The sequence below is a fragment of the Kluyvera sp. genome, assembly GCF_047971185.1.
Taxonomy (GTDB): Bacteria; Pseudomonadota; Gammaproteobacteria; order Enterobacterales; family Enterobacteriaceae; genus Kluyvera.
The window spans coordinates 1-21,492 of record NZ_JBKDZH010000108.1 but is presented as its reverse complement, the minus strand read 5'-3'; the positions used below and the strand labels follow the sequence as shown (position 1 = coordinate 21,492).

Genomic DNA, 21,492 nt, shown 5'->3' with positions numbered 1-21,492 from the left:
AACTTTACGCCCATATCCAGTCATCTTGACTACGCTTAATACCCTAAGCGGTAAAACAAGGAGACACAATATGGCCTACCAGACAGTTAATCCTGCCACCAACCAGCTTATTAAAGAATATTCCTCGCATAGCGATGCGGACGTCGAAGTGGCGCTGAAGGCCGCCGATGCGCTGTATCACTCCGACTGGGCGAAAGGCGATATAGACCAACGCCTGCCGGTGCTGAATAAGCTTGCCGATCTGATTGACGAGCGCGCGGAGGAGCTGGCTAAAATCGCCAGCCAGGAGATGGGCAAGCTGATTGAGCAGAGCCGCGGTGAAGTAAAACTCTGTGCGCAAATCGCCCGCTACTACGCCGATAACGCGAAGTCGTTTTTAGCGCCGGTGAAGTATAAATCTGAGCTGGGCGAGGCGTGGGTCGAGCATCACCCGATTGGCGTGCTGATGGCCGTTGAGCCGTGGAATTTCCCCTATTACCAGCTGATGCGCGTACTGGCGCCGAACCTGGCGGCGGGTAACCCGGTGCTGGCCAAACACGCCAGCATTGTGCCGCACTGCGCGGAGACCTTCGCGCATCTGGTCCGTGAAGCGGGCGCGCCGGAAGGGGCGTGGACTAACCTCTATATCTCACAGGATCAGGTGGCGAAGATTATCGCCGACGATCGCGTACAGGGGGCGGCGCTCACCGGCTCGGAAAAAGCGGGTAGCGTGGTGGCTGCACAGGCGGCGAAGCACATTAAAAAATCGACCCTGGAGCTGGGCGGTAACGATGTGTTTGTGGTGCTGGACGATGCCGACCTGCAAAAGGCGGTGAAAATTGGCGTTAATGCGCGCTTGAACAATGCCGGGCAGGTCTGTACCGCGGCGAAACGCTTTATTCTGCATGAGAAGATTGCCGACGCGTTCCTGGACAAATTCACCGAGGCGTTTAAGCAGGTGAAGATTGGCGATCCGCTGGACGAAAGCACCACGCTGGGGCCGTTGTCCTCTAAGGATGCGCTGGAAACGCTGACCAAACAGGTGAACGCGGCGGTGAAAAACGGCGCGAAGCTGCACTTAGGCGGTAAGCCGGTGCAGCGCGACGGCAGCTTCTTTGAACCGACCATTCTGACGAATATCACGCGCGACAACCCGGCGTACTTTGAAGAGTTCTTTGGCCCGGTGGCGCAGATTTACGTGGTGAAGAACGACGATGAAGCGGTGGCGCTGGCCAATGACTCCCACTACGGCCTGGGCGGTGCGGTATTCAGCCAGGATATTGAACGGGCGAAGAAAATGGCTTCGCGCATCGAGACCGGGATGGTCTACATCAACTGGCTGACCGATACCGCGGCCGAACTGCCGTTTGGCGGCGTGAAGCGTTCCGGCTACGGGCGCGAGCTGTCGGATCTGGGGATTAAAGAGTTTGTGAACCAGAAGCTGGTGGTAGTGCGGAAATAACGGTGTGCCGATGCCCTCTCATTCCGGGAGGGCATCAGTTCTTGCGGCTATCGGCGTAAACCGGCAAACGCCGCGCGAATCTCTTCTTCCGGCAGCTGAATGCCAATAAACACCAGCGTGCTGTGCGGGGTTTCATCGCCCCACGGGCGGTCCCAGTCGGCGCTGTACAGGCGCTGTACGCCCTGGAACAACAGGCGGTTTGGCTCGCCGTCAATCCACAGCATCCCTTTGTAGCGCAGCAGCTTATCGGCGAAGTCCAGCAGCAGGTTTTCCATCACGCGGGAGACGTCGCTGATATCCACCGGGTAATCCAGCTCCACCACGATAGACGACACGTCATTTTGTTGGTCGGCCATAAAGTGGAAGCGCGGCGCTGAGGTGACGTTCTCCTCCAGCATAAAGCCGTTGGTGTTGAACAGCAGGCCGAGGTCGATATCGCCGTGGGTGACGGTGTACACCGGCGCGCGGGCGTTGATGCGCGTCAGGCGTTCGCGCAGCTTTTCGGCAGCGCCCGCGACGTCGGTTTTGGTCAGCAGAATGCGGTCGGCATAGCCAACCTGGGATTGCGCGATGGTGAACTGGTTCATCTGGTCGTTGGCGTGCACCGCGTCGACCAGCGCAATCACGCCGTCCAGCAGATAGCGTTCACACAGCACCTCGTGGGAGAAGAAGGTCTGAATAATCGGGCCGGGGTCGGCCATGCCGGTGCACTCAATCACCAGCCGGTCGAAGCTGATATTGCCTTTGTCGAGGTTATCGAGCAGGTCGAGCAGCGCGTCTTCCAGCTCGTTGGAGCGGGTGCAGCAGATGCAGCCGTTGGTCAGGGTTTTGATCTGCGTGGCGCGGTCGCCAATCAGCTGGTCGTCGACCGAGACTTCGCCGAATTCGTTTTCAATCACGGCAATTTTGAAGCCGTGCTGTTCGTTGAGGATGTGGCGCAGCAGGGTGGTTTTGCCCGCGCCGAGGAAACCGGTAAGTAGGGTAACTGCAATCGGTGCCATGGTGTCTCCTTTAGCAGCAGCGCATGCCGCCTTTTCCGTCGCCGCCGTAGCGTGCCTGCTGGCGCTCGCGGAAGAACTCTTCATAGGTCATGTACGGTTTATCCGGATGGTTGGTCTGCATATGTTCGACGTAGTTGTCGTAGTCCGGAATGCCAATCAGCATTTTCGCCGCCTGACCGAGGTATTTTTTTGCCTGCCCTAAGTTACCAAACATTATGCCATCCCGATAATAGATAAAGCCGGATGGCGGCTAGCGCCTTATCCGGCCTACGAGAGCGGAACTTGTAGGCCGGATAAGCGCAGCGCCATCCGGCAAAGGGGTTAGTGGTGCGAAGAGGTCTTCACGCCGCCTTCCGGTACCGGCACGTAAGGTGTCTCTTTGTCGGTACGTTTATCGCTATTGCGCACCTGCATCCAGGTTTTGAAACCGTAGAAGATGATGCTGTATACCACCACCAGGAACAGAATACTCAGGCCCGCGTTGGTGTAGTTGTTGATAACGATATGGTTCATGTTGGCAATCTGCTGCGCGGTCAGCTCGCCGCCTGCCGCAATCTTCTCTTTGTACTGGTTAGCCATGTAGAAGAAGCCTTCCATCTGCGGGTTGGAGCTGAACAGCTTCAGGCCCAGCGCCCAGGTGGTGCAGATCAGCAGCCATACTGCCGGGATGGTGGTCACCCAGATGTATTTGGTGCGCTTCATCTTAATCAGGATAACGGTGCCCAGTACCAGCGCTACGGCGGCCAGCATCTGGTTAGAGATACCGAACAGCGGCCACAGGCTCTTCACGCCGCCCAGCGGGTCAACCACGCCTTGATACAGCAGGTAACCCCACAGCCCCACACAACCGGCGGTGGCGACCACGCCAGCCACCAGCGAGTCGGTTTTCTTCAGGAACGGTACGAAGTTGCCGAGCAAATCCTGCAGCATAAAGCGGCCCGCACGGGTACCGGCATCCAGCGCGGTAAGAATGAACAGCGCTTCGAACAGAATACCGAAGTGGTACCAGAAGCCCATGTCAGCCATCGGCAGCACTTTGTGGAACACGTGAGCAATACCGACCGCCAGCGTTGGCGCGCCGCCCGCGCGGTTCAGCACCGACGGTTCACCGATGTCTTTCGCGGTTTGCAGGATCTGCTCAGGGCTGATGACGAAGCCCCAGGAGCTGACGGTTGCCGCCGCGTGGACGGTCACGTCTTTCAGCTGTGCGGCAATCAGCGCCGCGTTCTCGCCGCCCATCTCATGCAGGTTCGGCATGGTGATGCCAAGGCCCGCCGGAGGGGTATTCATCGCGAAGTACAGGCCCGGTTCGATGATAGAGGCCGCAACCAGCGCCATAATCGCCACGAAGGACTCCATCAGCATCGCGCCGTAACCAATCAGACGCGCGTCGTTTTCGTTCGCCAGCAGCTTCGGCGTGGTGCCGGAGGAGATCAGCGCGTGGAAGCCAGAAACCGCGCCACAGGCGATGGTGATGAACAGGAACGGGAACAGCGCGCCTTTCCACAGTGGGCCGGTGCCGTCGATGTACTGGGTCACGGCCGGCATTTTCAGATCCGGGTTGAGGATCACGATGCCGAGCGCCAGGCCAACAATCACGCCGATTTTCAGGAAGGTGGCGAGGTAGTCGCGCGGTGCCAGAATCAGCCATACCGGCAGCAGGGCAGAGATAAAGGCGTAGCCAATCAGCGCGAAGGTGATGGTGGTGTCTTTAAAGGTCAGCGCCGGGCCCCAGTACGGGTCGTGGGCAATCACGCCGCCGAAGTAAATCGAGGCCACCAGCAGCACGATACCGATCACCGACACTTCGCCGACGCGGCCCGGGCGGATAAAGCGCATGTAGATACCCATAAACAGCGCAATCGGCACGGTTGAGCAGACGGTGAACACGCCCCACGGGCTTTCCGCCAGCGCTTTCACCACGATCAGCGCCAGCACCGCCAGGATGATGATCATAATCAGGAAGCAGCCGAACAGGGCAATGGAGCCCGGCACGCGGCCCATCTCTTCTTTGACCATTTCACCCAGCGACGAACCGTTACGGCGCGTGGAGATAAACAGCACCATAAAGTCCTGCACCGCGCCCGCGAGCACCACGCCCGCCAGCAGCCACAGCGTACCCGGCAGGTAGCCCATCTGTGCGGCCAGCACCGGGCCGACCAGCGGACCGGCGCCGGCGATGGCGGCGAAGTGGTGGCCGAACAGCACGTAGCGGTTGGTCGGCACGTAGTTCAGGCCGTCGTTGTTGATGACCGCCGGCGTCGCACGCGTCGGGTCGAGCTTCATCACCTTCTGGGCGATGTACAGGCTGTAGTAGCGATAGGCCACCAGATAAACGGAAACCGACGCCACGACGATCCACAGGGCACTGACGTGCTCACCGCGGCGCAGGGCGACGACCGAAAGGCAAAACGCACCGATGATTCCGAGAATCACCCAGGGTATGTGCTTGAATAGCTTTTTAGTATCCATAGTAAAACCTGGTTTTTTAAGATTAATAATCAGCCGAAGCTGCCGTTGTTTTTGGGTTTGCGGGTTGAGGAGGTAGTGATTGTGCTGATTAGCTTGCCAGACCTACGCGCGCGTAAAGTTGGGTAAATGGGTGAGCGGTTAAAAGCGGAGGCTAAGCGGTCACTTTTCGCGGTAAGCGGTTGGGCAACCTTTGTTCGACGCTAAAATATGTGATTGAGATCGCAAGTTTTTTTCCTGTCGCCGTTTCTCTACGCGCAACTACGTATGATTAAAAACCAATAAAAAACACTATTGTCACTAATTGATCACAACTCAGCGTGATGACCGTCTCCGCGCCGCCGCTTTTTCCCGACTATTGGCTCAACCCGGCCGGTGAGCCATGCAGCCTGCCGACCTGTATCCATAAAAAGGATGAACACAATGAAAAATATGCGGCTAAAAGCACTTTGTCTGGTTCTGGGAGCGGGCATGTTGTGGCCAGCGGTGGGGCAGTCGGCCACGGAATTACGCATGTCGTGGTGGGGCGGCAACCAGCGTCATCAGGCAACCACCGAGGCGATTAAAGCCTTCGAGGCGCAAAACCCGGACGTTAAAATCAATACCGAGCCCAGCGGCTGGGACGGCTATTTATCCCGCCTGAGCACCCAACTGGCGGGCAATACCGAGCCGGACGTGATGCAGATTAACTGGAACTGGCTGGTGATGTTCTCGAAGAACGGCGACGGTTTTTATGACATTCAGCGCCAGTCGGCGGTAATCGACCTCAGCCAGTTTTCCAGCCAGGGCAAACAGTTAGTCACCATGAACGGCAAGCTCAACGGCGTGCCGGTGGCGATGACCGGGCGGTCGATGTACTACAACCCGGAACTGTGGAAAAAAGCGGGCGTCGCCTATCCGCAGACCTGGGAGCAGATGATTGCCGCCGGTCCGGCGTTCAAAAATAAGCTGGGGGACGACTACTACCCGTTTATCCTCGCCAATCACGACACCACCATCATGACGTTTCTGAACTCTTATATGGTGCAGAAATACAACATCCCGATGATTGACCCGCAGAAGAAAGACTTTACCTACAGCCGCGAACAGTGGCGGGACTATTTCGGCATGTATAAAAAGCTGGTGGATAACCACGTTATTCCGTCGATGAAGTACCTCTCAGCCTTCGGCAAAGCCAACGCCTGGGAAATTAAACCGTGGCTGGACGGCAAAATTGGCGGCGTTCACACCTGGAGCACCGACGGCACCTTCGCCGGTAGCCTGCGCCCGCCTGCGCATCTGGAAGTGGGGCCTTATCCGATGCTGCCCGGCGCGACCGACGCTGGCATCTTCTTTAAACCGGCGATGATGTTTTCCATCGGTAAAAACAGCAAACACCCGGAGCTGGCGGCGAAGCTGATCAACTTCCTGCTCAACGACCCGCAGGGGATTAAAGCCATGGGTCTCCAGCGCGGCGTGCCGCTGAGCGCCGAGGCGGTCAAAGTCCTGCAACAGGATGGCGTGCTGGATAACAGCCAGATTCAGGTGCAGGGGCTGGCGCAGGTAGACCAGCTGATGGGCAAAATTGAGCCGTCGCCGTGGTTTGAAAACCCGCAGCTGTTGTCCTATTTCCTCGATGCGGTTCAGCGCTACGACTACGGGCAGCTCACCCTCGAACAGCTGGCCGATGAATTTCCCCAGCGCGCGCAGCGCGTCCTGAAAAAGATCATGTAATTGAGGTGGTTATGTCGCAATTATTAAAAGAGTCCATTTTAAGCAAGCTGGATACACTGTTTAATGAAGTGATTGTGGTGCGCACCAACGACGCTGAGCTAAAAAAACAGAAAGTTATCGCCTCTGACCTGTCGATTGAAAACTGGGACTGGTCGCAGGGCGTGGGCATTTACGGTATCTGGCGTCTGTATCAGATTACCCGCGAGCCGCGCTACCTCGATTACCTGAACGGCTGGTTCTCACGACGGATGGCCGAAGGGCTGCCGGAGAAAAACATCAACCGGATGGCGCCGATGCTGACTGCCACCTGCATGGCGGCAGAGCTGGGCGAAACCGGCTGGCTGGCGGATATCACCGACTACGCCGACTGGATCGACACGCGCCTGCTGCGCACCCAGGAAAACGGCTATACCCACTGCACCAGCGACCATCTCAACGAAGAGCAGCTGTGGGTCGATACGCTGTTTATGAGCGGCCTGTTCCACGCCCGGGCGTCGCAGCTGCTCAATAAACCGCACTACATGGACGATGTGGCGTATCAGTTCTTACTGCACATCAAATACCTCGTCGACCGTCGCAGCGGGCTGTGGATGCACGGCTGGAGCTTTATCGACCGCAACAACTACGGCGCGGCGCTGTGGGGGCGGGGTAACGGCTGGGCGGCGGTGGGCAGCGTCGATTTTCTGGAGATGGCGACGGCGGATAACGCGAATACGCGCTTTATTCGCGAGGCGTTTGTCCGCCAGATGCAGGCGGCGGTGCACTACCAGCATAACAATGGGATGTGGTCGACGTTAATCGACCACCCCGAAAGCTATCAGGAAGCGTCGGGAACCGCCGGGCTGACCTACGCGCTGCTGAAAGGCGCGCGGCTGGGGTTGCTGGACAACCGCTGCCGTGATGCGGGCTGGGCGGGCATCCAGGCGCTGATTGCACGGATTAACGATCAAGGGGAAGTGGCTGACGTGTCGGCTGGCACATCGGTAGGGCGCGACCTCCAGCACTATCTGGATATCCGCGTTCGTCAGCGCGCCTACGGGCAGTCGCTGGCCATGCTGGCGCTAGGGGAAGCGCTTGCCCATTTAAACGGATAACTTAAGGACAAGGTCATGACGACAAACCCTTGCGCGGTGCTGAGCGTCGAGGAAGAGCAAAAGATTCTGGCGCGGATCCACGATCCGCGCATCCCTGACAACGAGGTGAACGTGCGCGATTATGGCGCCGTTGGCGACGGCGTCACGCTGGATACGCAGGCGCTTCAGCGGGCCATCACCGATCTCCATCGTCGGGGCGGCGGCAGGGTCATCGTCCCCGCCGGGCGCTATCTCACCGGCTCGCTGGCGCTGCTCAGCAACATTAACCTGCATCTGGCCAGCCCGCAGAGCGTGCTGCTGTTTACCACCGACACCACCGAAGCGCACTATCCGCTGGCGTTTGGCCACTGGGAGTGCTCGCCGCTGTGGAACTACCGCGCGCTGATTTACGCCTGCGATGCGCAAAATATCGCGCTCACCGGGCGGGGCGTGCTGGACGGCCAGGCCAGCAACAGCGTGTGGTGGCACTGGACGCATCAGATTGAGCACGCCTGGTCGACTTCCGCCCGCAACCTGCAGCGCCCGGCCAGCCTGCGCCTGCGCGAAATGAACCTCAACGGCGTGCCGGTCGCCGAGCGCCGTTTTGGCGACGGCCACTACCTGCGGCCGATGTTTATTCAGACCCTGCGCTGTGAGAACGTCCTGCTGGAAGGCGTCACGCTGCGCAACTCGCCGATGTGGCAGGTGAATCCGGTCATGTGCCGTAACGTCACCGTCCGGCGCATGACTCTGCGCTCCCACGGCCACAATAACGATGGCGTCGACCCGGAAAGCTGCTGCGACGTATTAATTGAAGACAACCTGTTTGACTCCGGCGACGACTGCATCGCCATCAAGTCCGGGCGCGATCGCGACGGCCGTGAAGCCAACGTTCCCTGTGAAAACATCATCATCCGCAATAACCGTTTTGCCGACGGCCACGGCGGTATTGCGTTGGGCAGCGAGATGAGCGGCGGCATTCGCAACGTCTTCGCCGTGGGCAACGAGTTTGATAGCCCGGCGTTAACCTACCCGCTGCGTCTCAAGGCCAACGCCCTGCGCGGCGGGGTGATTGAAAACGTCTGGCTGCGCCACTCGCGGGTGAAGCGGGTGCGCGATGCGGTGGTCCACGCCACCATGAACTACGCCGAGGGCGTCTACGGCAGCCATCTGCCGCGTTTTCGCAATATTGTGGTTGAAGACCTGGAAGCGAGCGGCGGCGAATATGGTCTGTTTATCGAGGGGCTGGCGCAGTCGCCCATTGAAGGGCTGGTGCTGAAGGATATTCGCATCACCGACGTCGAGCATCCGCTGCACGCTGCCCACTGGGGCAGCGGCGTGAAGATGGAAAACGTCACCATTAACGAGCTGGCCTATCCGCGTCCGGTGCAGCTGTTTATTCGTGGGCTACCGCAGGTGGGGGACTATCTGCGAGCGATTGCGCAGCTGCCGGGCAATGACGACGCGGTGCTGCGCTATTCGTGGTGGTTGGGAAAAACGGCGGAAGGGCCGATGACGCCGCTGGGCGAGGGCGACATTCTGGCACTGACGCCGACGATGGCCGGGCGCTTTATTCGCTGTCGGGTGAACTACGGTGATATGAGCCTGCTGAGTAAACCGTGGCTGATTCAGCCTGAGGGCAGCATCGATCTGGCAAACGGCAGTTCGGTGAATGCCGGCATTTTACGCGCGCGCGGGGTGATCGAAGAGGAAAGCGGCGCGGAGTGTATGACCCGCTTTGAGCTGGCGCAGATGATCGTTCGCCTGTGGGGCTTGCAGTATCAGCCATCGAATGGGGTCGTCATCCAGGATATTGCGCCGGATTCTGTCTGGTATCCGGGTATTGCCGCGCTGATTCAGCGCGGCATGATGGCGCTGGTGCAGGGGAAATTTCTGCCCGACAGGCCGATTCGCCGTGAGGAAGCGGCGACGGTCGCCATGATGAGCTGCGGCGTGTCGTACCGTAACGCCTCAACGATGCTGCAATCGACCTTTACCGACGGACGCATTCTGCGCGATATCTATCTGACTAACGCCCAGCGCGCGGTGGCCTTTGGCTTTATGCGCTGCGATGAAGAAGGCCGCTTCCGCCCACGCCGCTATCTGCGCCGCCACGAGGCGCTGGAAATGCTGCTGGCGATTGGCCACTTTATGGGTGACCAGGATGCGCCGCAGCGGCAGGTGAAGTCGCTGCGCTAGTCGGGTTGGCGGCGGGCAGTTTGATCGATAGAACGGATCATCGACTGCTTCGCCGTCATTAAATGGTTGCGCAGCGCCAGGGTGGCGTCGATCTCGTTACGGCAGATCAGCGCGATCAGGATCATCATGTGCTCATCAATGGCGATAATATTGCGCTGTTTAAGATCGCTTTCATCCCACTGATAGTGGAAGTGGAAAATAACCGAGATAATTTCCAGTGACTGATTAAAAAATATATTGTCGGCGGCCGAAAGCAATAAAGCATGAAAATCCCGGTCGAGCTGGGAGAATGTTTTTACGTTGTCACCAATGCGGTCTCTTAATTGCCGATGGTGCTCCAGTAATGTTTTCGCCTGGAGCCAGCGAGGGTCCCCGTAGGGTAAATTAAGAAAACGCTGAAGGGCGTGTAATTCCAGCATTTCGCGTAATTCAAAAAGCTGCTCGGCATAGGAGCGGTCAAATTCTTTCATACGCCAAAGGCCGCGCTTTTCGCTGACGATAAGATTATAGCGGCCAAATTTCAGCAAATATTCTCTGGCCGCCACCGGGCTGACGCCGGCCATTTTGGCCAGCGCAATTTCGCTCATCACTTCCCCGGCCTTCAGCTGCCGCTGGTTAATCATGGAAAAGAACGCCTGTTCAAAAATCTGCGTCTGTTCTTCGAGCGGCGCCTGGGTGCACTCGAAGCCGTCCAGCGCATCGGGTTTGCGTAGCACAATGTAATCATTGCCTATTTTTTCCAGCACGCCGCGCTGTTGCAGGTGGGTAAGAATGTGCCTGACGGTGGTGCGGCTGATGTTGTACATCTCGCCCAGCGCCGACTGCACCGGCAGCGGAGAAGGAATATGACCGCGGGCGATCCCATCGATAATCTGATTCACCACGCTACGACGTAAATTCTGCGAACGGCTCATGCTGCATCCTCCTGATAATGATTAAAAACGAATTTAAAACCTATTTCTGCGTTGGCATTCACAAGAATTTGTCGCGCTGATGCGGAATTAACGCGAAATCCACAATAACAAGGAGAACATAAAAGGAGAAGCCCCAATGATTATTATGAAAACGTTAGTTTGTCAGCAGCCAGGTGAATGGGCATGGCAGTCGCGAAATATTCCAAAACCACAACAAGATGAGGTGTTAATAAAAATAAAAACGGTCGGAATATGCGGTACGGATATCCACGCATGGGGAGGCAAGCAGCCTTTTTTCAGCTACCCGCGGGTATTAGGCCATGAAATTTGTGGCGATATTGTGGCGGTGGGCAGCGCCGTTCAGGCATGGCGGGTGGGCCAACAGGTGGCGGTGATCCCCTACGTGGCCTGCCATCGCTGTAGCGCCTGCCGCAGCGGACGCGACAACTGCTGTGAAAATATCGCGGTGATCGGCGTGCATCGTGACGGCGGTTTTAGCGAGTTTCTGTGCGTGCCGCAGCAAAACATCCTGCTGGCGGAAGGTATTGCGCCGGAGGCCGTGGCGCTGATTGAACCGTTTGCCATCAGCGCCCACGCGGTGCGCAGAGCGGCGGTGCAGGCGGGCGACGAGGTGCTGGTGGTCGGCGCGGGGCCCATTGGCCTCGGCGCGGCGGCCATTGCCAAAGCTGAAGGGGCGCGGGTGGCGGTGGCGGATGTCAGCAGCGAGCGGCGGGCGCACGTGGCGGCGCAGTTGGATCTACCGACGCTCGATCCGCTGGCGGCGGATTTTAACGCCCGGCTACGCGGCTTGTTTGGCGGCAACCTGGCGCAAAAGATCGTTGATGCCACGGGCAGCCCGCAGTCGATGAATCGCGCGGTGGATCTGATCCGCCATGGCGGCAGTATCGTCTTTGTCGGCCTGTTTAAAGGCGATCTTCAATTTTCCGATCCGGAGTTTCATAAAAAAGAGACCACCCTGATGGGCAGCCGCAACGCCAACACCGAAGATTTTGCTCGCGTCGGCGAGCTGATGCGCAGCGGGGCGCTTCGCGCTGAGATGCTGCTGACCCATCGGTTGCGCTTTAGCGAGCTGGGTAGCACCTTTGAGCGCGACGTCATCAATAACCCACGGCTGATTAAAGGCGTGATAGAGTTTGCGGAGAACATCGACGGCGCCTCTGGGAATTAATGTGATTTAAATCACTACGTTAACCAAGTAAAACCTGCGCCTCCGTCTACGCTTTATGCCAGTACAACAATAATACGGAGATTGACATGACAACGCTCAACATCGCACTCAACGACGCTTACGCGCTGGCCTTCGAGGTCCTGCGCGCCAACGGTTTTTCACAGCCTCACGCCGACGCCATTGCGCGCAACGTGACGGCGGGCGAACGCGACGGCTGCGCGTCGCACGGCCTGTGGCGGCTGCTCGGCATTGTGGAAACCCTGCGCAAAGGCAAAGTGTCGCCGGACGCCGAGCCGACCATCGTCGATCAGGCCCCGGCGATCGTGAAAGCCGATGCCCACGGCGCCTATTCGCTGTGTGCGTATGAGCAGGCGCTGCCGCTGCTGATTGAGAAGGCGCGTCACAGCGGCATTGCGGCGCTGGCGATCAACCGCTGCGTGCATTTCTCCGCGCTGTTTGCCGACGTTGAACCGTTGACCGAGGTCGGGCTGGTGGGTTATGCCTGCACGCCAAGCCATGCGTGGGTAGCCCCGGCGGGCGGGAGCCAGCCGCTGTTTGGTACCAACCCTATCGCCTTCGGCTGGCCGCGCGGCGACAAACCGCCGTTTATTTTTGATATGGCGACCAGCGCGGCGGCGCGCGGGGAGATTCAGCTGCATCAACGGGCGGGCAAAGCGATTCCCGAAGGCTGGGGGATTGATAGCGACGGCCAGCCGACCACCGATCCGCAGGCGGTGCTCGACGGGGCGATGCTGACCTTTGGCGGCCATAAAGGATCGGCGCTGGCGGCGATGGTGGAGCTGTTTGCCGGGCCGCTGATTGGCGATATGACCAGCTCGGAATCGCTGGCGTGGGACAACGGCGCGGGCGGCCTGCCGTACGGCGGCGAGCTGATTCTGGCGCTTGACCCGGCGCGTTTCCTTGGCGATGACGCCGCGGCGCATCTGGCGCGCGCCGAGACGCTGTTTAGCGGTATGCAGGCGCAGGGCGCAAGGCTGCCGGGCGAACGGCGCTATCAGGCGCGACAGCAGAGCGAGCAGCAGGGGCTGAATCTTTCGCGTAGCCTGTATGAGGAAATCTGCGCGCTGCGTTGACGGCATACGATTACCTCTCCTTGTAGGGAGAGGTGGTCAAGCTTAGATAAAACGCTTTTATGGTGATTTGGTGCACTTGTGCACTGTGCATTGGTGCGCTATTATCTCCCTTAAGCTAAGCAAAGGAGATGCCATGAGATGCCTGATAAGCGGGGAAACATCGGAAGTTTTCGAGATGGCTGGCTCGAGGATTTTTTTAAGCATGCGGCATCGGATAAAAAAATCCCTCCAGATATACATGCAGCCCTGGCACGTAAGCTGGATATCATTAATGCAGCAGCCACTTATAAAGACTTAATGTCACCGCCCGGCAACCGTTATGAAGCACTGACGGGAAAGCTCAAAGAATATTCTTCAATCAGAGTGAATAAGCAGTACCGATTAATATTCAGGTGGGTAAACGGTAAAGCGCAAGACCTCTATTTAGACCCGCATGAATACTAATCAAGTGAAATGATCGACTTAGCGATCTGTCTGGCGCTAAGTCGACCGCAGCTAAGCTGCCGACTATCATGGAGTAAATTATGAATCAGGCCACCAGAAAGCCGACGACGGTAGGAGATATTCTCCTTTTTGAATACCTGGAACCGCTTGAGCTAAAAATCAACGATCTTGCTGAGATGCTGCAGGTTCACCGCAACACGATAAGCGCCCTGGTTAACAATAATCGTAAACTCACGACCGACATGGCATTCCGCCTGGCTAAAGCGTTTGGTACCTCGGCTGAGTTCTGGCTTAACTTACAGGCAGCTGTCGATGTCTGGGAAACAGAAAACGATGCGCGACTTCAGGTGGCGCTGGATAAAATTGTGACCGCAGAAGACTTCCTGGCCGCACGTTCAAAAGCGGATGGCAAAGCGGCATAACGGCGATAGCCTGCAGCGCGTAATCCACGAACGTTTACCTGCGCCAGGGATAAAACCGGCTTAGCCCTTTGGTTAACGTTCTTCGAACAACGAAAACGACCATAAGGGCTCTCCTCTGTGCCCGCTAGCGATGCTCGTTCGAATAAGTGACACGATTAGCCCCCAAATATCCCGCCATCCCCGCGTATTAATAGTCACATTTTCTATAAAGTTTTTCCTTTCCCCGCCGAAAATTCGTTATTCGTCTGGAGGAAAGAGAAACGTGTTAAAGCGTATTAAAATCGTCACCAGTCTCGTGCTGGTTTTGGTGTTGTTTGGCTTGTTGCAGATGGTCTCAGGGGGCCTGTTCTTTAATTCACTGAAGCATGACAAAGAGAACTTCACCATCTTACAAACCGTGCGTCAGCAGCAGTCCGGGCTGAACGGCAGCTGGGTCGCCCTGCTGCAAACCCGCAACACGCTCAACCGCGCCGGGATCCGCTACATGATGGATCAGAACAATATCGGCAGCGGCGCTACCGTTGCCGAGCTGATGCAGATTGCCACGAAATCGCTGAGCGAGGCGGAAAAACGCTGGGCTGAATACACCGCGATGCCGCGCGACCCGCGCCAAAGCGAAGCGGCGGCGCTGGAGATTCAGCGTAACTACGATATCTATCACGGCGCGCTGGCGGAGCTGATTCAACTGCTCGGCGCGGGCAAGATCAACGATTTCTTCGACCAGCCTACCCAGGGCTATCAGGATGGTTTTGAGAAAGCGTACGTCAACTATCTGCAGCAGAACGACGGCCTCTACGAGCTGGCGGTGAAGGACAGCAACGCCTCCTATAGCCAGGCGATGTGGATCCTGTTCGGGGTGATGATTGCGGTGCTGGCGGTGATCGTTACCGTCTGGCTGGGCGTGCGCAAAACGCTTATCGCACCACTGAATCGTTTAATCGACAGCATTCGCCACATTGCCGGCGGCGATCTGGTGAAGCGCATTGACGTTGAGAGCGATAATGAAATGGGGCAGCTGGCGAATTCGCTGCGCCACATGCAGGCCGAGCTGGCGCGCACCGTGGGCGAAGTGCGTCAGGGGGCGGATGCTATCTACAGCGGGGCGAGCGAAATTGCGATGGGCAATAACGACCTCTCTTCGCGTACCGAGCAGCAAGCGGCCTCGCTGGAAGAGACCGCGGCCAGTATGGAAGAGCTGACGGCGACGGTGAAGCAGAACGCCGAAAACGCGCGCCAGGCTAGCCATCTGGCGCTGAGCGCGTCGGAAACCGCGCAGAAGGGCGGCAAGGTGGTGGATAACGTGGTGCAGACCATGCGCGATATCACCGCCAGTTCGCAGAAAATCGCCGATATTATCAGCGTGATTGACGGTATTGCCTTCCAGACCAACATTCTGGCGCTGAACGCTGCGGTGGAAGCCGCCCGCGCCGGTGAGCAAGGCCGGGGCTTTGCGGTGGTGGCCGGGGAAGTGCGCAACCTGGCGCAGCGCAGCGCCCAGGCGGCGCGTGAGATCAAGAGCCTGATTGAAGACTCGGTTAACCGCGTCGATCTCGGCTCCACGCTGGTGGAAAGCGCCGGTGAAACCATGGATGAGATTGTGAATGCGGTAACCCGCGTGACCGATATTATGGGCGAAATCGCCTCTGCGTCGGATGAGCAGAGCCGTGGGATCGACCAGGTGGGGCTGGCGGTAGCGGAGATGGACCGCGTGACCCAGCAGAACGCCTCGCTGGTGGAAGAGTCCGCAGCGGCGGCGGCGGCGCTGGAAGAGCAGGCCAGCCGTCTGACGCAGGCGGTCGCGGTATTTCGTATCCAGCAAAGCCAGGCGAGCGCCAGTCGTGAAGCGGTTAGCGCGGCGGTGACGCCTGCGCCTGGCCTGCTGCGTAAAGCGGCAGCGACCGATAGCGGGGAAAACTGGGAAACCTTCTGATGTTTTCGCGCCCCTGTCCGGGCGCGTTAATCCAGCTTCAGGCGCATGGCGCAGCGCGATTCCGCTGCCAGACCGTGCGCCGCTTCCTCATTGAGTTTCTGCCGCAGCGCGTCGCTAAGCAAGGGCTCAGGCACGGCTTCAAATCCCAGACGCGCATACCACGGCGCATTCCACGGTACCTGGCGAAAGGTGGTGAGCGTCAGCGCGCTGAAGCCTTTTTCTCGCGCCTGGTCAATCGTGTAGTCCATCAATCCGCGGCCAAGACCGCGCCCCTGCCAGTCAATATGCAGCGACAATTCGACAATAAAGAGCGAGGTGCCGTGCGCTTCCGCCAGCAGAAACCCCACGGGCCGACCGTCGGCCAGCGCTAACCAGCTCAGGGCGTTATCAACGTAACGCTGATGTTCTGCGGCATCGATGACCGGGCCAGCGGCAAGCCAGCTCAGCGCCGGCAGCTGGTGGAAGCGCTGCGCGGCGGCGCGTTCAATGGCGGGCAGGGCGGCGATATCCGCCGGGGATGTCGGGCGAAAAGTGTCGTTCATGCGCTGAGTATAGCCGGGGGAGATACGCCAGTGGGAGGGTTATCCGGCACAGAGCAAAATCGGGGAGTAAAAATTACTGACCACCATCGCCTTATCCGGCGTTTTGCGAATGCTCAGCAGCCTTTTTTGACCCGCAGTGATGCCCAGCGCGTACTGTTCGAAGACGCCTGCGGGGACGTTATCGTGGCCGAACTTTTCCACCTGGGTGATGTGGAGCTGATAGAACGATTCATGTACGTAGCGCCAGTTAAAGCTCTCCTGACGCGATACCTTCATGTTCTGGCCGTGACTCATGACGTCACCGTTGATATTGAAGTAGCCCGTACCGTCCGGCGTAAAGTGCATGACCACCATCCCTTCAAAGGTGAAATGGTTATCCTGATGGCTGTCTTTATAAGTCAGGCTGCCCTGGCAGGTCATGGATAGACGCGTACTTTGGTGTATCCACAGCAAGGTGCCCAGGATGAGCAGCGCATTGAGTGCGATGACGCAAAAAAGTCTTTTTTTCTGTTTCACTCTCTACCACTCGTAAAAATACAGCGTCTGGCAAGTACTGGCCTTACCGCGGAACTGGGAACACTGTGACAGGACCAGACGCCCCTCGTCGCCATAAAGCACCGGGTCCTGAATATGCACGTAAAAAATCGAGCTGGGCAGGCACGAGAACGCGCCGGCGTTTTTTATCTCTTTGACCAGCGCCTGTGCCTGCTTTGTAAATACCTCAGAGAGGGGCGCCAGGGTATAGACCGGGCAGCTGTCGATGTGATCCAGCAGATGCGGTTCAATGTGCTGACGCTGGGCGTTCCAGAATAGCGCGGCGCCGCAGAGGGTCAGTACCACGGCGGTGACGGCGCCATACAGCCAGTTTAGCTTTTTCGGGCTAGCGCGCTTCACGCTGACCGGCGCAGGGGCTGGCGCGGGCGCAGCGATGGGCATATCAAGCTGCACCACGCTGATATCCGCGCTGAGCATAAATCCAACTTTGGGAACGGTGACGATAAACAGGTTATCCGGCACCAGCCCCGCCAGCATTTTACGCAGAATGCTGATGTACTGATTCAGCGAGTTGCTCGAGCCGCGCAGGCCGCGATCGTCCCACACCTGCTGGAGAAAAACCTCGCGTTCGACCACCATGCCGTGATGGGCAATCAGCAGGTTGAGGATGGTCTGTGCCGTACAGGTCAGCGTCTGACTTTCGGCATCCGCATTTTGTAGGGTGAGTGAACCATCCTCGTTGTCATAGACGATGGCGTCTGCGAGCAGGTATTTCATGGAGTTGTCGGCGATCCGCTTCAGAGAAAAAAGAGTGACCCAGTGCGAGAAGGATTATAATACCGCGGATTGTTATCGGTAACATTGATCCAGACCGCGCAATATTTAGATTAATAAGTGAGCGTAACCACAACGTCATCGCTAAATACGCCCGTGCCGGTGAGGGTTTGCGTCGGCACCGTACCGTAGACGGTAACCGTCTGCACGCTCCCATCATGATGGCTCATTTCCATCGTATTGTTGCCTGGTTCTGTGCCCCAGGGACGCGTCGCGCTGGCATCCTGCCAGAGGGCGTATTGCAGACACTGTTGATGCTCATTACACATTTGTCGTTGGCTACCCGACGCATGTTCACCGCTGCTGATGCCAAGCGAATAGGTTGTCCCCATCGGGCAGCGCGCGCGAATACTGGCCGTCGAAGCGAGACGGGAGATGAGCGCGGTGCTATCGACAGCGCCAAAGTTGAGCGCCGTAACGCCCTGAATAAAGCAGCTATCGGACAGCGTCGCGCTGGCGCTGGATGACGCATCCGTCGCTTCCCCCTGCCAGTTACCGTCCTGGCAACCGGTGAGCGCCTCTTTACTGGTGGCGCTGTTCCACGTCAGCTTAAGCCCCAAAGTATAGTTGAAGTAGCTACGCACCGGCAGGTTGTTTTGCCCGGAGGGTATGGTGGCCTGTAGCGCAAAGCTGCCGCCGGAGGTCTGGTTGCCGCCAATCGTCAGCGCGGTTTGCAGCGCGCGTCCTGCGCCGATGGAGGTCAACTCAAGGCTGTTATCCACGGCGCTGAAAAGGCGAAACAGCATGGTGTACTGCTTGCCTTCTTCATCGCCGTTGGAGGTCATTTTAAACGGCGCCGATTCCAGGCTGCTCAGGCAGACGTTGAAGTAGCGCGTTTCGCCGTAATCGGCATAGCAGCTGAACTTTACGCTCGACTGCGCTGAGCTGGTGTTGCCCGCTACCAGCGTACCAAATGCGGTGGACGCCCCCTGGGTAATCCAGCAGTTGGCGGATTTCGCGGGGCTTGAAAACAGAGTCACCATCAGCAGCAGTAGCGAGGCGAGCGGCAGTTTTAGTGGCACGATAAAGTTCCCAGATTGAAGGTTGTGGCAGCGGAAGCGGCGGCGGGAAGCGTCACTTCACAGGGACCAGAGGGCGTATGAATGCTTAAGGTGCCCGGCATCGGCGGACTCTCCAGCCAGATAAAGCCGTCGCGCCCGACGATGGATTCTCCGCCGGTATAGCTTACGCTGCTGCCAACCGCGATAGGCTGGCGCTGGCGATCGCGCAGTTGAGCCGTCACCAGGCGCGCGCGATGCACCTGAAAATCAACCTTCACCGCGGTGGTCATTCCCGGCTGGGCGAGTATTTCGGTGAAGGGGGTGACGACTTCCGGCGGCAGGTTCAGCGGGTCGAGCGAGATTCTGGCATTGTGATAGCGCGGCAAATCCGTCAGCAGCAGGTAGCCGTTTTCATCGGTTTTCCCCGCCCGGCGATTTTCAACGGCGATGGGCACATCGCGAATACCGTTGGTGGAGACCAGCGCGATCCCCTGGCGGTTGTAGCGCAGCGCATAGGCGTGATTTTCCAGCAGCATCATCGAACCTTCGCCGCTGAGATAGCGGCTGGCGCTGCTCTGGTCACGGTCCACGCCAGCATGCCACTCGCCGTACTGGCCGAGGTAACCGATGTCCGCATGCTCCTGACGTGATGTGCTGCCGGTATTCTGGCTTACCTGCCACGACCAGCCGCCCAGCTGGTTATCCGGCTGGTGGCGGTAATCCCAGCGTGATGACTGATTTCCCGCCTGTAACGAGAGTGCGTCGCGGTTGCCGAGCGGAATGGAGAGCATCAGCTGCACGGTCTTGTCGCCGGAACTTAACGCGTGGGTATAGCCCAGCGTTGCTGAGATGCGGTTGTGAAAGGATTTTGACCAGCTGGCGTTCAGGTAGCGGGCGCTATCCTGGCGCACCCAGCCGGCGCCCAGCGTTCCCCAGCCGGAGACGGTCTGGCTCACCCACAGGTTATCGCTTCGCCGTATCGGCAGGCTACCGCTGACGCGGGCGAGATCCGCCCAGTCACGATCGCTGCGGCTGGTATTGGCGGAGAAACCTAGCCCCTGCGCGTTCCACTGGTAGCCGATGCCCCATTTGTTGCCTTCTCCCTGCGGGCTTCGGCTGGCGGCCGCGTGGCCGCTGATAATCCCGGCCCGCGGTGAGATCAGCCAGTCGCCGGCGACGCCGATGTTGTGCGTATCGTGATGCTGTTCGGTGTGCGCGCTAACGGTCAGGTTGTTACTCATCCCGTAACGCCAGCCTGCGTCGAGCAAGGGCGAAGCCGCGTAGTCGTTTGAGCGCTCGGCGTAGTTTTTGCGTAGCCAGCCGACGTCCAGCGAGCTGCTGCTGACGCCCTGGGCCAGCATGTCCGGCGCGCCGTACAAATCAAGCGTCACTTCCCGGCGCTGGCCGTTGATGTCGGTAATCACCACCTGCGCCTGTCCGCTGCCGGAGAAGGTGGGCAGGGTGTCGAGAATGTAGCTGCCTGGCTTCACCTGCTGGCGGCTTTGCTGTAGGCCGTCAATGTACAAATCGACGGTCGACGGCAACGCTACGCTGTCGCTGAACTGCGCGCGCGGCGCGGTGTTTAGCTGTGGGTCGAGCTGAAAATTACGCGCCAGATGCAGGCCCGCGAAGCGTACCTGACGGCTCCAGCTGACGCCGGTGGTAATGTTGTCGCCGACCGCGACGCTGGTGAGCCACTGCGGGAAGTCGTGCTGCCAGGTGGTCATCAGCCGGGTATGGGTGGTGCCTTCGGCGCTTTGCCCATGCTGCACGCGGCTGTTCATGCTGCTGCTAAGCTGCCCCGGTAGCCAGCCGGAGGTCTGCAGCTGGCTTTGCAGGCTGGTTTGCTGCTGGCTGGGGGTATCGCTGGAGTACAGGGAATAGTCGAGCGTGAGGTTACCCAGCGGCTGCGCCTGTTGCCACGCGGGCGTGGTCGCGTGGGGCTGGCCGTCCAGATGCTGAACGTGGGTGAGCGCTTGCTCGGGAACCGTGAGCGACAGCTGCTGTTGCAGGCTGTCGAAATCGACCTCAATGTTCTGCAGGGCGGAAAGATTGAGCCAGTCTGCATTTACCTGCCCGGATGCAATGCCCAGCTTGACCGCGTCGTCAGCAGCGATCCACAACGCATGATCCACCACGCGTATAGCCCATAAACCATCGTAGGTGTAGTGGTTTACGGTGACGGAGAGGTATTGCGTATTGGCGGTGGGAGGCTCAGCGTGGAGCGTCATTGACAGTAGCCATAGCAGCAGGATGCAGGTTAAGCAGGCTGGCCTGGGTATGTTCATTCAGATACGCGCGCAGTGAGGAGGGCGAATGTCGGTGCAACTGTTTAAACGGCAGCACGAATCGTTGGCCTGGCAGGACGTAACCGGCCAGCCCGGAGAGTGTTTCCGTGACCTGTCCCTGCGCGTTGAGCGCTTCGACGTTACTCAGCCGCACATGCGCGGTTCCCCGGTTGTGACAGCCAATGCGGGCATCTTGTAACGTGCAGGTGAGCTGGGTGGCTTCATCGTGACTCTTTGCCTGGCCGCTGGCGATAAACAGCGGAATGGAGTAGCGCAGCAGAAAATGGACGCCGTTTTGCTCCGTGCCGCCCTGATGCCCGCCGGGTAGCTCATCAACCAGCAACCGGAAGCTTTGTTCATGCGGGTGAGATGTGGGGTTAAGCACCACGATACGCACCAGCTGCTGCTGGCCGGGCTTTAGCGCGGTGACCGCCGGGCTGCTG

At 58.6% G+C, this 21,492-nt stretch carries 19 protein-coding genes; 9 read left to right on the top strand and 10 right to left on the bottom strand.

Features of this window, described 5'->3' with window-relative positions:
- Positions 1-70: 70 nt before the first annotated feature.
- Positions 71-1,441, top strand: coding sequence for an NAD-dependent succinate-semialdehyde dehydrogenase (locus tag ACK5JN_RS21490; protein WP_416872004.1), 1,371 nt, complete (start codon positions 71-73; stop codon positions 1,439-1,441).
- A gap of 47 nt (positions 1,442-1,488) precedes the next feature.
- Here ACK5JN_RS21490 and yjiA read toward each other — a convergent pair whose 3' ends face one another.
- From yjiA to btsT, 3 genes are all read right to left on the bottom strand, one after another.
- Positions 1,489-2,442, bottom strand: a complete 954-nt coding sequence (gene yjiA, locus ACK5JN_RS21485) for a GTPase (protein ID WP_416872003.1) — start codon at positions 2,440-2,442, stop codon at positions 1,489-1,491.
- A 10-nt stretch (positions 2,443-2,452) separates the two neighbouring features.
- On the bottom strand, positions 2,453-2,656 hold the full coding sequence (locus tag ACK5JN_RS21480) for a YbdD/YjiX family protein (protein WP_035893372.1): 204 nt from the start codon (positions 2,654-2,656) through the stop codon (positions 2,453-2,455).
- A 107-nt stretch (positions 2,657-2,763) separates the two neighbouring features.
- Positions 2,764-4,914: a pyruvate/proton symporter BtsT gene (btsT, locus tag ACK5JN_RS21475; RefSeq protein WP_416872002.1), complete on the bottom strand. Its 2,151-nt coding sequence runs from the start codon at positions 4,912-4,914 to the stop codon at positions 2,764-2,766.
- Between the two features lie 420 nt (positions 4,915-5,334).
- On the opposite strand from btsT, the gene ACK5JN_RS21470 reads away from it, so the two are divergent.
- From ACK5JN_RS21470 to ACK5JN_RS21460, 3 genes are read left to right on the top strand one after another with little or no spacing between them, the layout of a single operon-like run.
- A complete protein-coding gene (locus ACK5JN_RS21470) occupies positions 5,335-6,624 on the top strand; it encodes an extracellular solute-binding protein (RefSeq protein WP_416872001.1) in 1,290 nt (429 codons plus the stop codon).
- Between the two features lie 11 nt (positions 6,625-6,635).
- Positions 6,636-7,718, top strand: a complete 1,083-nt coding sequence (locus ACK5JN_RS21465; protein WP_416872000.1) for a glycoside hydrolase family 88/105 protein — start codon at positions 6,636-6,638, stop codon at positions 7,716-7,718.
- 15 nt (positions 7,719-7,733) lie between these two features.
- On the top strand, positions 7,734-9,896 hold the full coding sequence (locus tag ACK5JN_RS21460) for a glycosyl hydrolase family 28 protein (RefSeq protein WP_416871999.1): 2,163 nt from the start codon (positions 7,734-7,736) through the stop codon (positions 9,894-9,896).
- On the opposite strand, the gene ACK5JN_RS21455 is transcribed toward ACK5JN_RS21460, so the two are convergent.
- A complete protein-coding gene (locus ACK5JN_RS21455) occupies positions 9,893-10,810 on the bottom strand; it encodes an FCD domain-containing protein (protein ID WP_416871998.1) in 918 nt (305 codons plus the stop codon). The genes ACK5JN_RS21460 and ACK5JN_RS21455 overlap by 4 nt on opposite strands.
- A gap of 145 nt (positions 10,811-10,955) precedes the next feature.
- Here ACK5JN_RS21455 and ACK5JN_RS21450 point away from each other — a divergent pair, with 145 nt between their 5' ends.
- From ACK5JN_RS21450 to tsr, 5 genes are all read left to right on the top strand, one after another.
- Positions 10,956-11,999, top strand: a complete 1,044-nt coding sequence (locus ACK5JN_RS21450; protein ID WP_416872028.1) for a zinc-binding alcohol dehydrogenase family protein — start codon at positions 10,956-10,958, stop codon at positions 11,997-11,999.
- Between the two features lie 86 nt (positions 12,000-12,085).
- Positions 12,086-13,093 (top strand): Ldh family oxidoreductase, encoded by a 1,008-nt coding sequence (locus tag ACK5JN_RS21445; RefSeq protein ID WP_416871997.1) that lies wholly within the window; start codon positions 12,086-12,088, stop codon positions 13,091-13,093.
- Positions 13,094-13,231: 138 nt separating this feature from the next.
- The gene (locus tag ACK5JN_RS21440; RefSeq protein ID WP_416871996.1) at positions 13,232-13,537 is read left to right on the top strand and encodes a type II toxin-antitoxin system RelE/ParE family toxin; all 306 of its coding nucleotides are present in this window, start codon (positions 13,232-13,234) and stop codon (positions 13,535-13,537) included.
- An 80-nt stretch (positions 13,538-13,617) separates the two neighbouring features.
- Entirely contained in the window at positions 13,618-13,959 is a 342-nt protein-coding gene (locus tag ACK5JN_RS21435) for a HigA family addiction module antitoxin (protein ID WP_416871995.1), read from the top strand.
- A 262-nt stretch (positions 13,960-14,221) separates the two neighbouring features.
- On the top strand, positions 14,222-15,889 hold the full coding sequence (tsr, locus tag ACK5JN_RS21430) for a methyl-accepting chemotaxis protein (protein ID WP_416871994.1): 1,668 nt from the start codon (positions 14,222-14,224) through the stop codon (positions 15,887-15,889).
- A gap of 26 nt (positions 15,890-15,915) precedes the next feature.
- Here the strand turns inward: tsr and ACK5JN_RS21425 are convergent, their stop codons facing one another.
- The 6 genes from ACK5JN_RS21425 to ACK5JN_RS21400 all read right to left on the bottom strand — a co-directional run.
- Complete coding sequence (locus ACK5JN_RS21425) at positions 15,916-16,431, bottom strand: GNAT family N-acetyltransferase (protein WP_416871993.1); 516 nt, start codon at positions 16,429-16,431, stop codon at positions 15,916-15,918.
- A 39-nt stretch (positions 16,432-16,470) separates the two neighbouring features.
- Positions 16,471-16,947, bottom strand: a complete 477-nt coding sequence (locus ACK5JN_RS21420) for a hypothetical protein (protein ID WP_416871992.1) — start codon at positions 16,945-16,947, stop codon at positions 16,471-16,473.
- A gap of 3 nt (positions 16,948-16,950) precedes the next feature.
- Complete coding sequence (locus ACK5JN_RS21415; protein WP_416871991.1) at positions 16,951-17,703, bottom strand: winged helix-turn-helix domain-containing protein; 753 nt, start codon at positions 17,701-17,703, stop codon at positions 16,951-16,953.
- A 110-nt stretch (positions 17,704-17,813) separates the two neighbouring features.
- Entirely contained in the window at positions 17,814-18,782 is a 969-nt protein-coding gene (locus tag ACK5JN_RS21410) for a spore coat U domain-containing protein (protein WP_416871990.1), read from the bottom strand.
- On the bottom strand, positions 18,773-20,992 hold the full coding sequence (locus ACK5JN_RS21405) for a fimbria/pilus outer membrane usher protein (RefSeq protein ID WP_416871989.1): 2,220 nt from the start codon (positions 20,990-20,992) through the stop codon (positions 18,773-18,775). Before ACK5JN_RS21405 ends, ACK5JN_RS21410 begins: the two co-directional genes overlap by 10 nt.
- A partial coding sequence (locus ACK5JN_RS21400; RefSeq protein ID WP_416871988.1) for a molecular chaperone occupies positions 20,976-21,492 on the bottom strand: 517 nt, incomplete at its 5' end. The genes ACK5JN_RS21405 and ACK5JN_RS21400, both read right to left, overlap by 17 nt.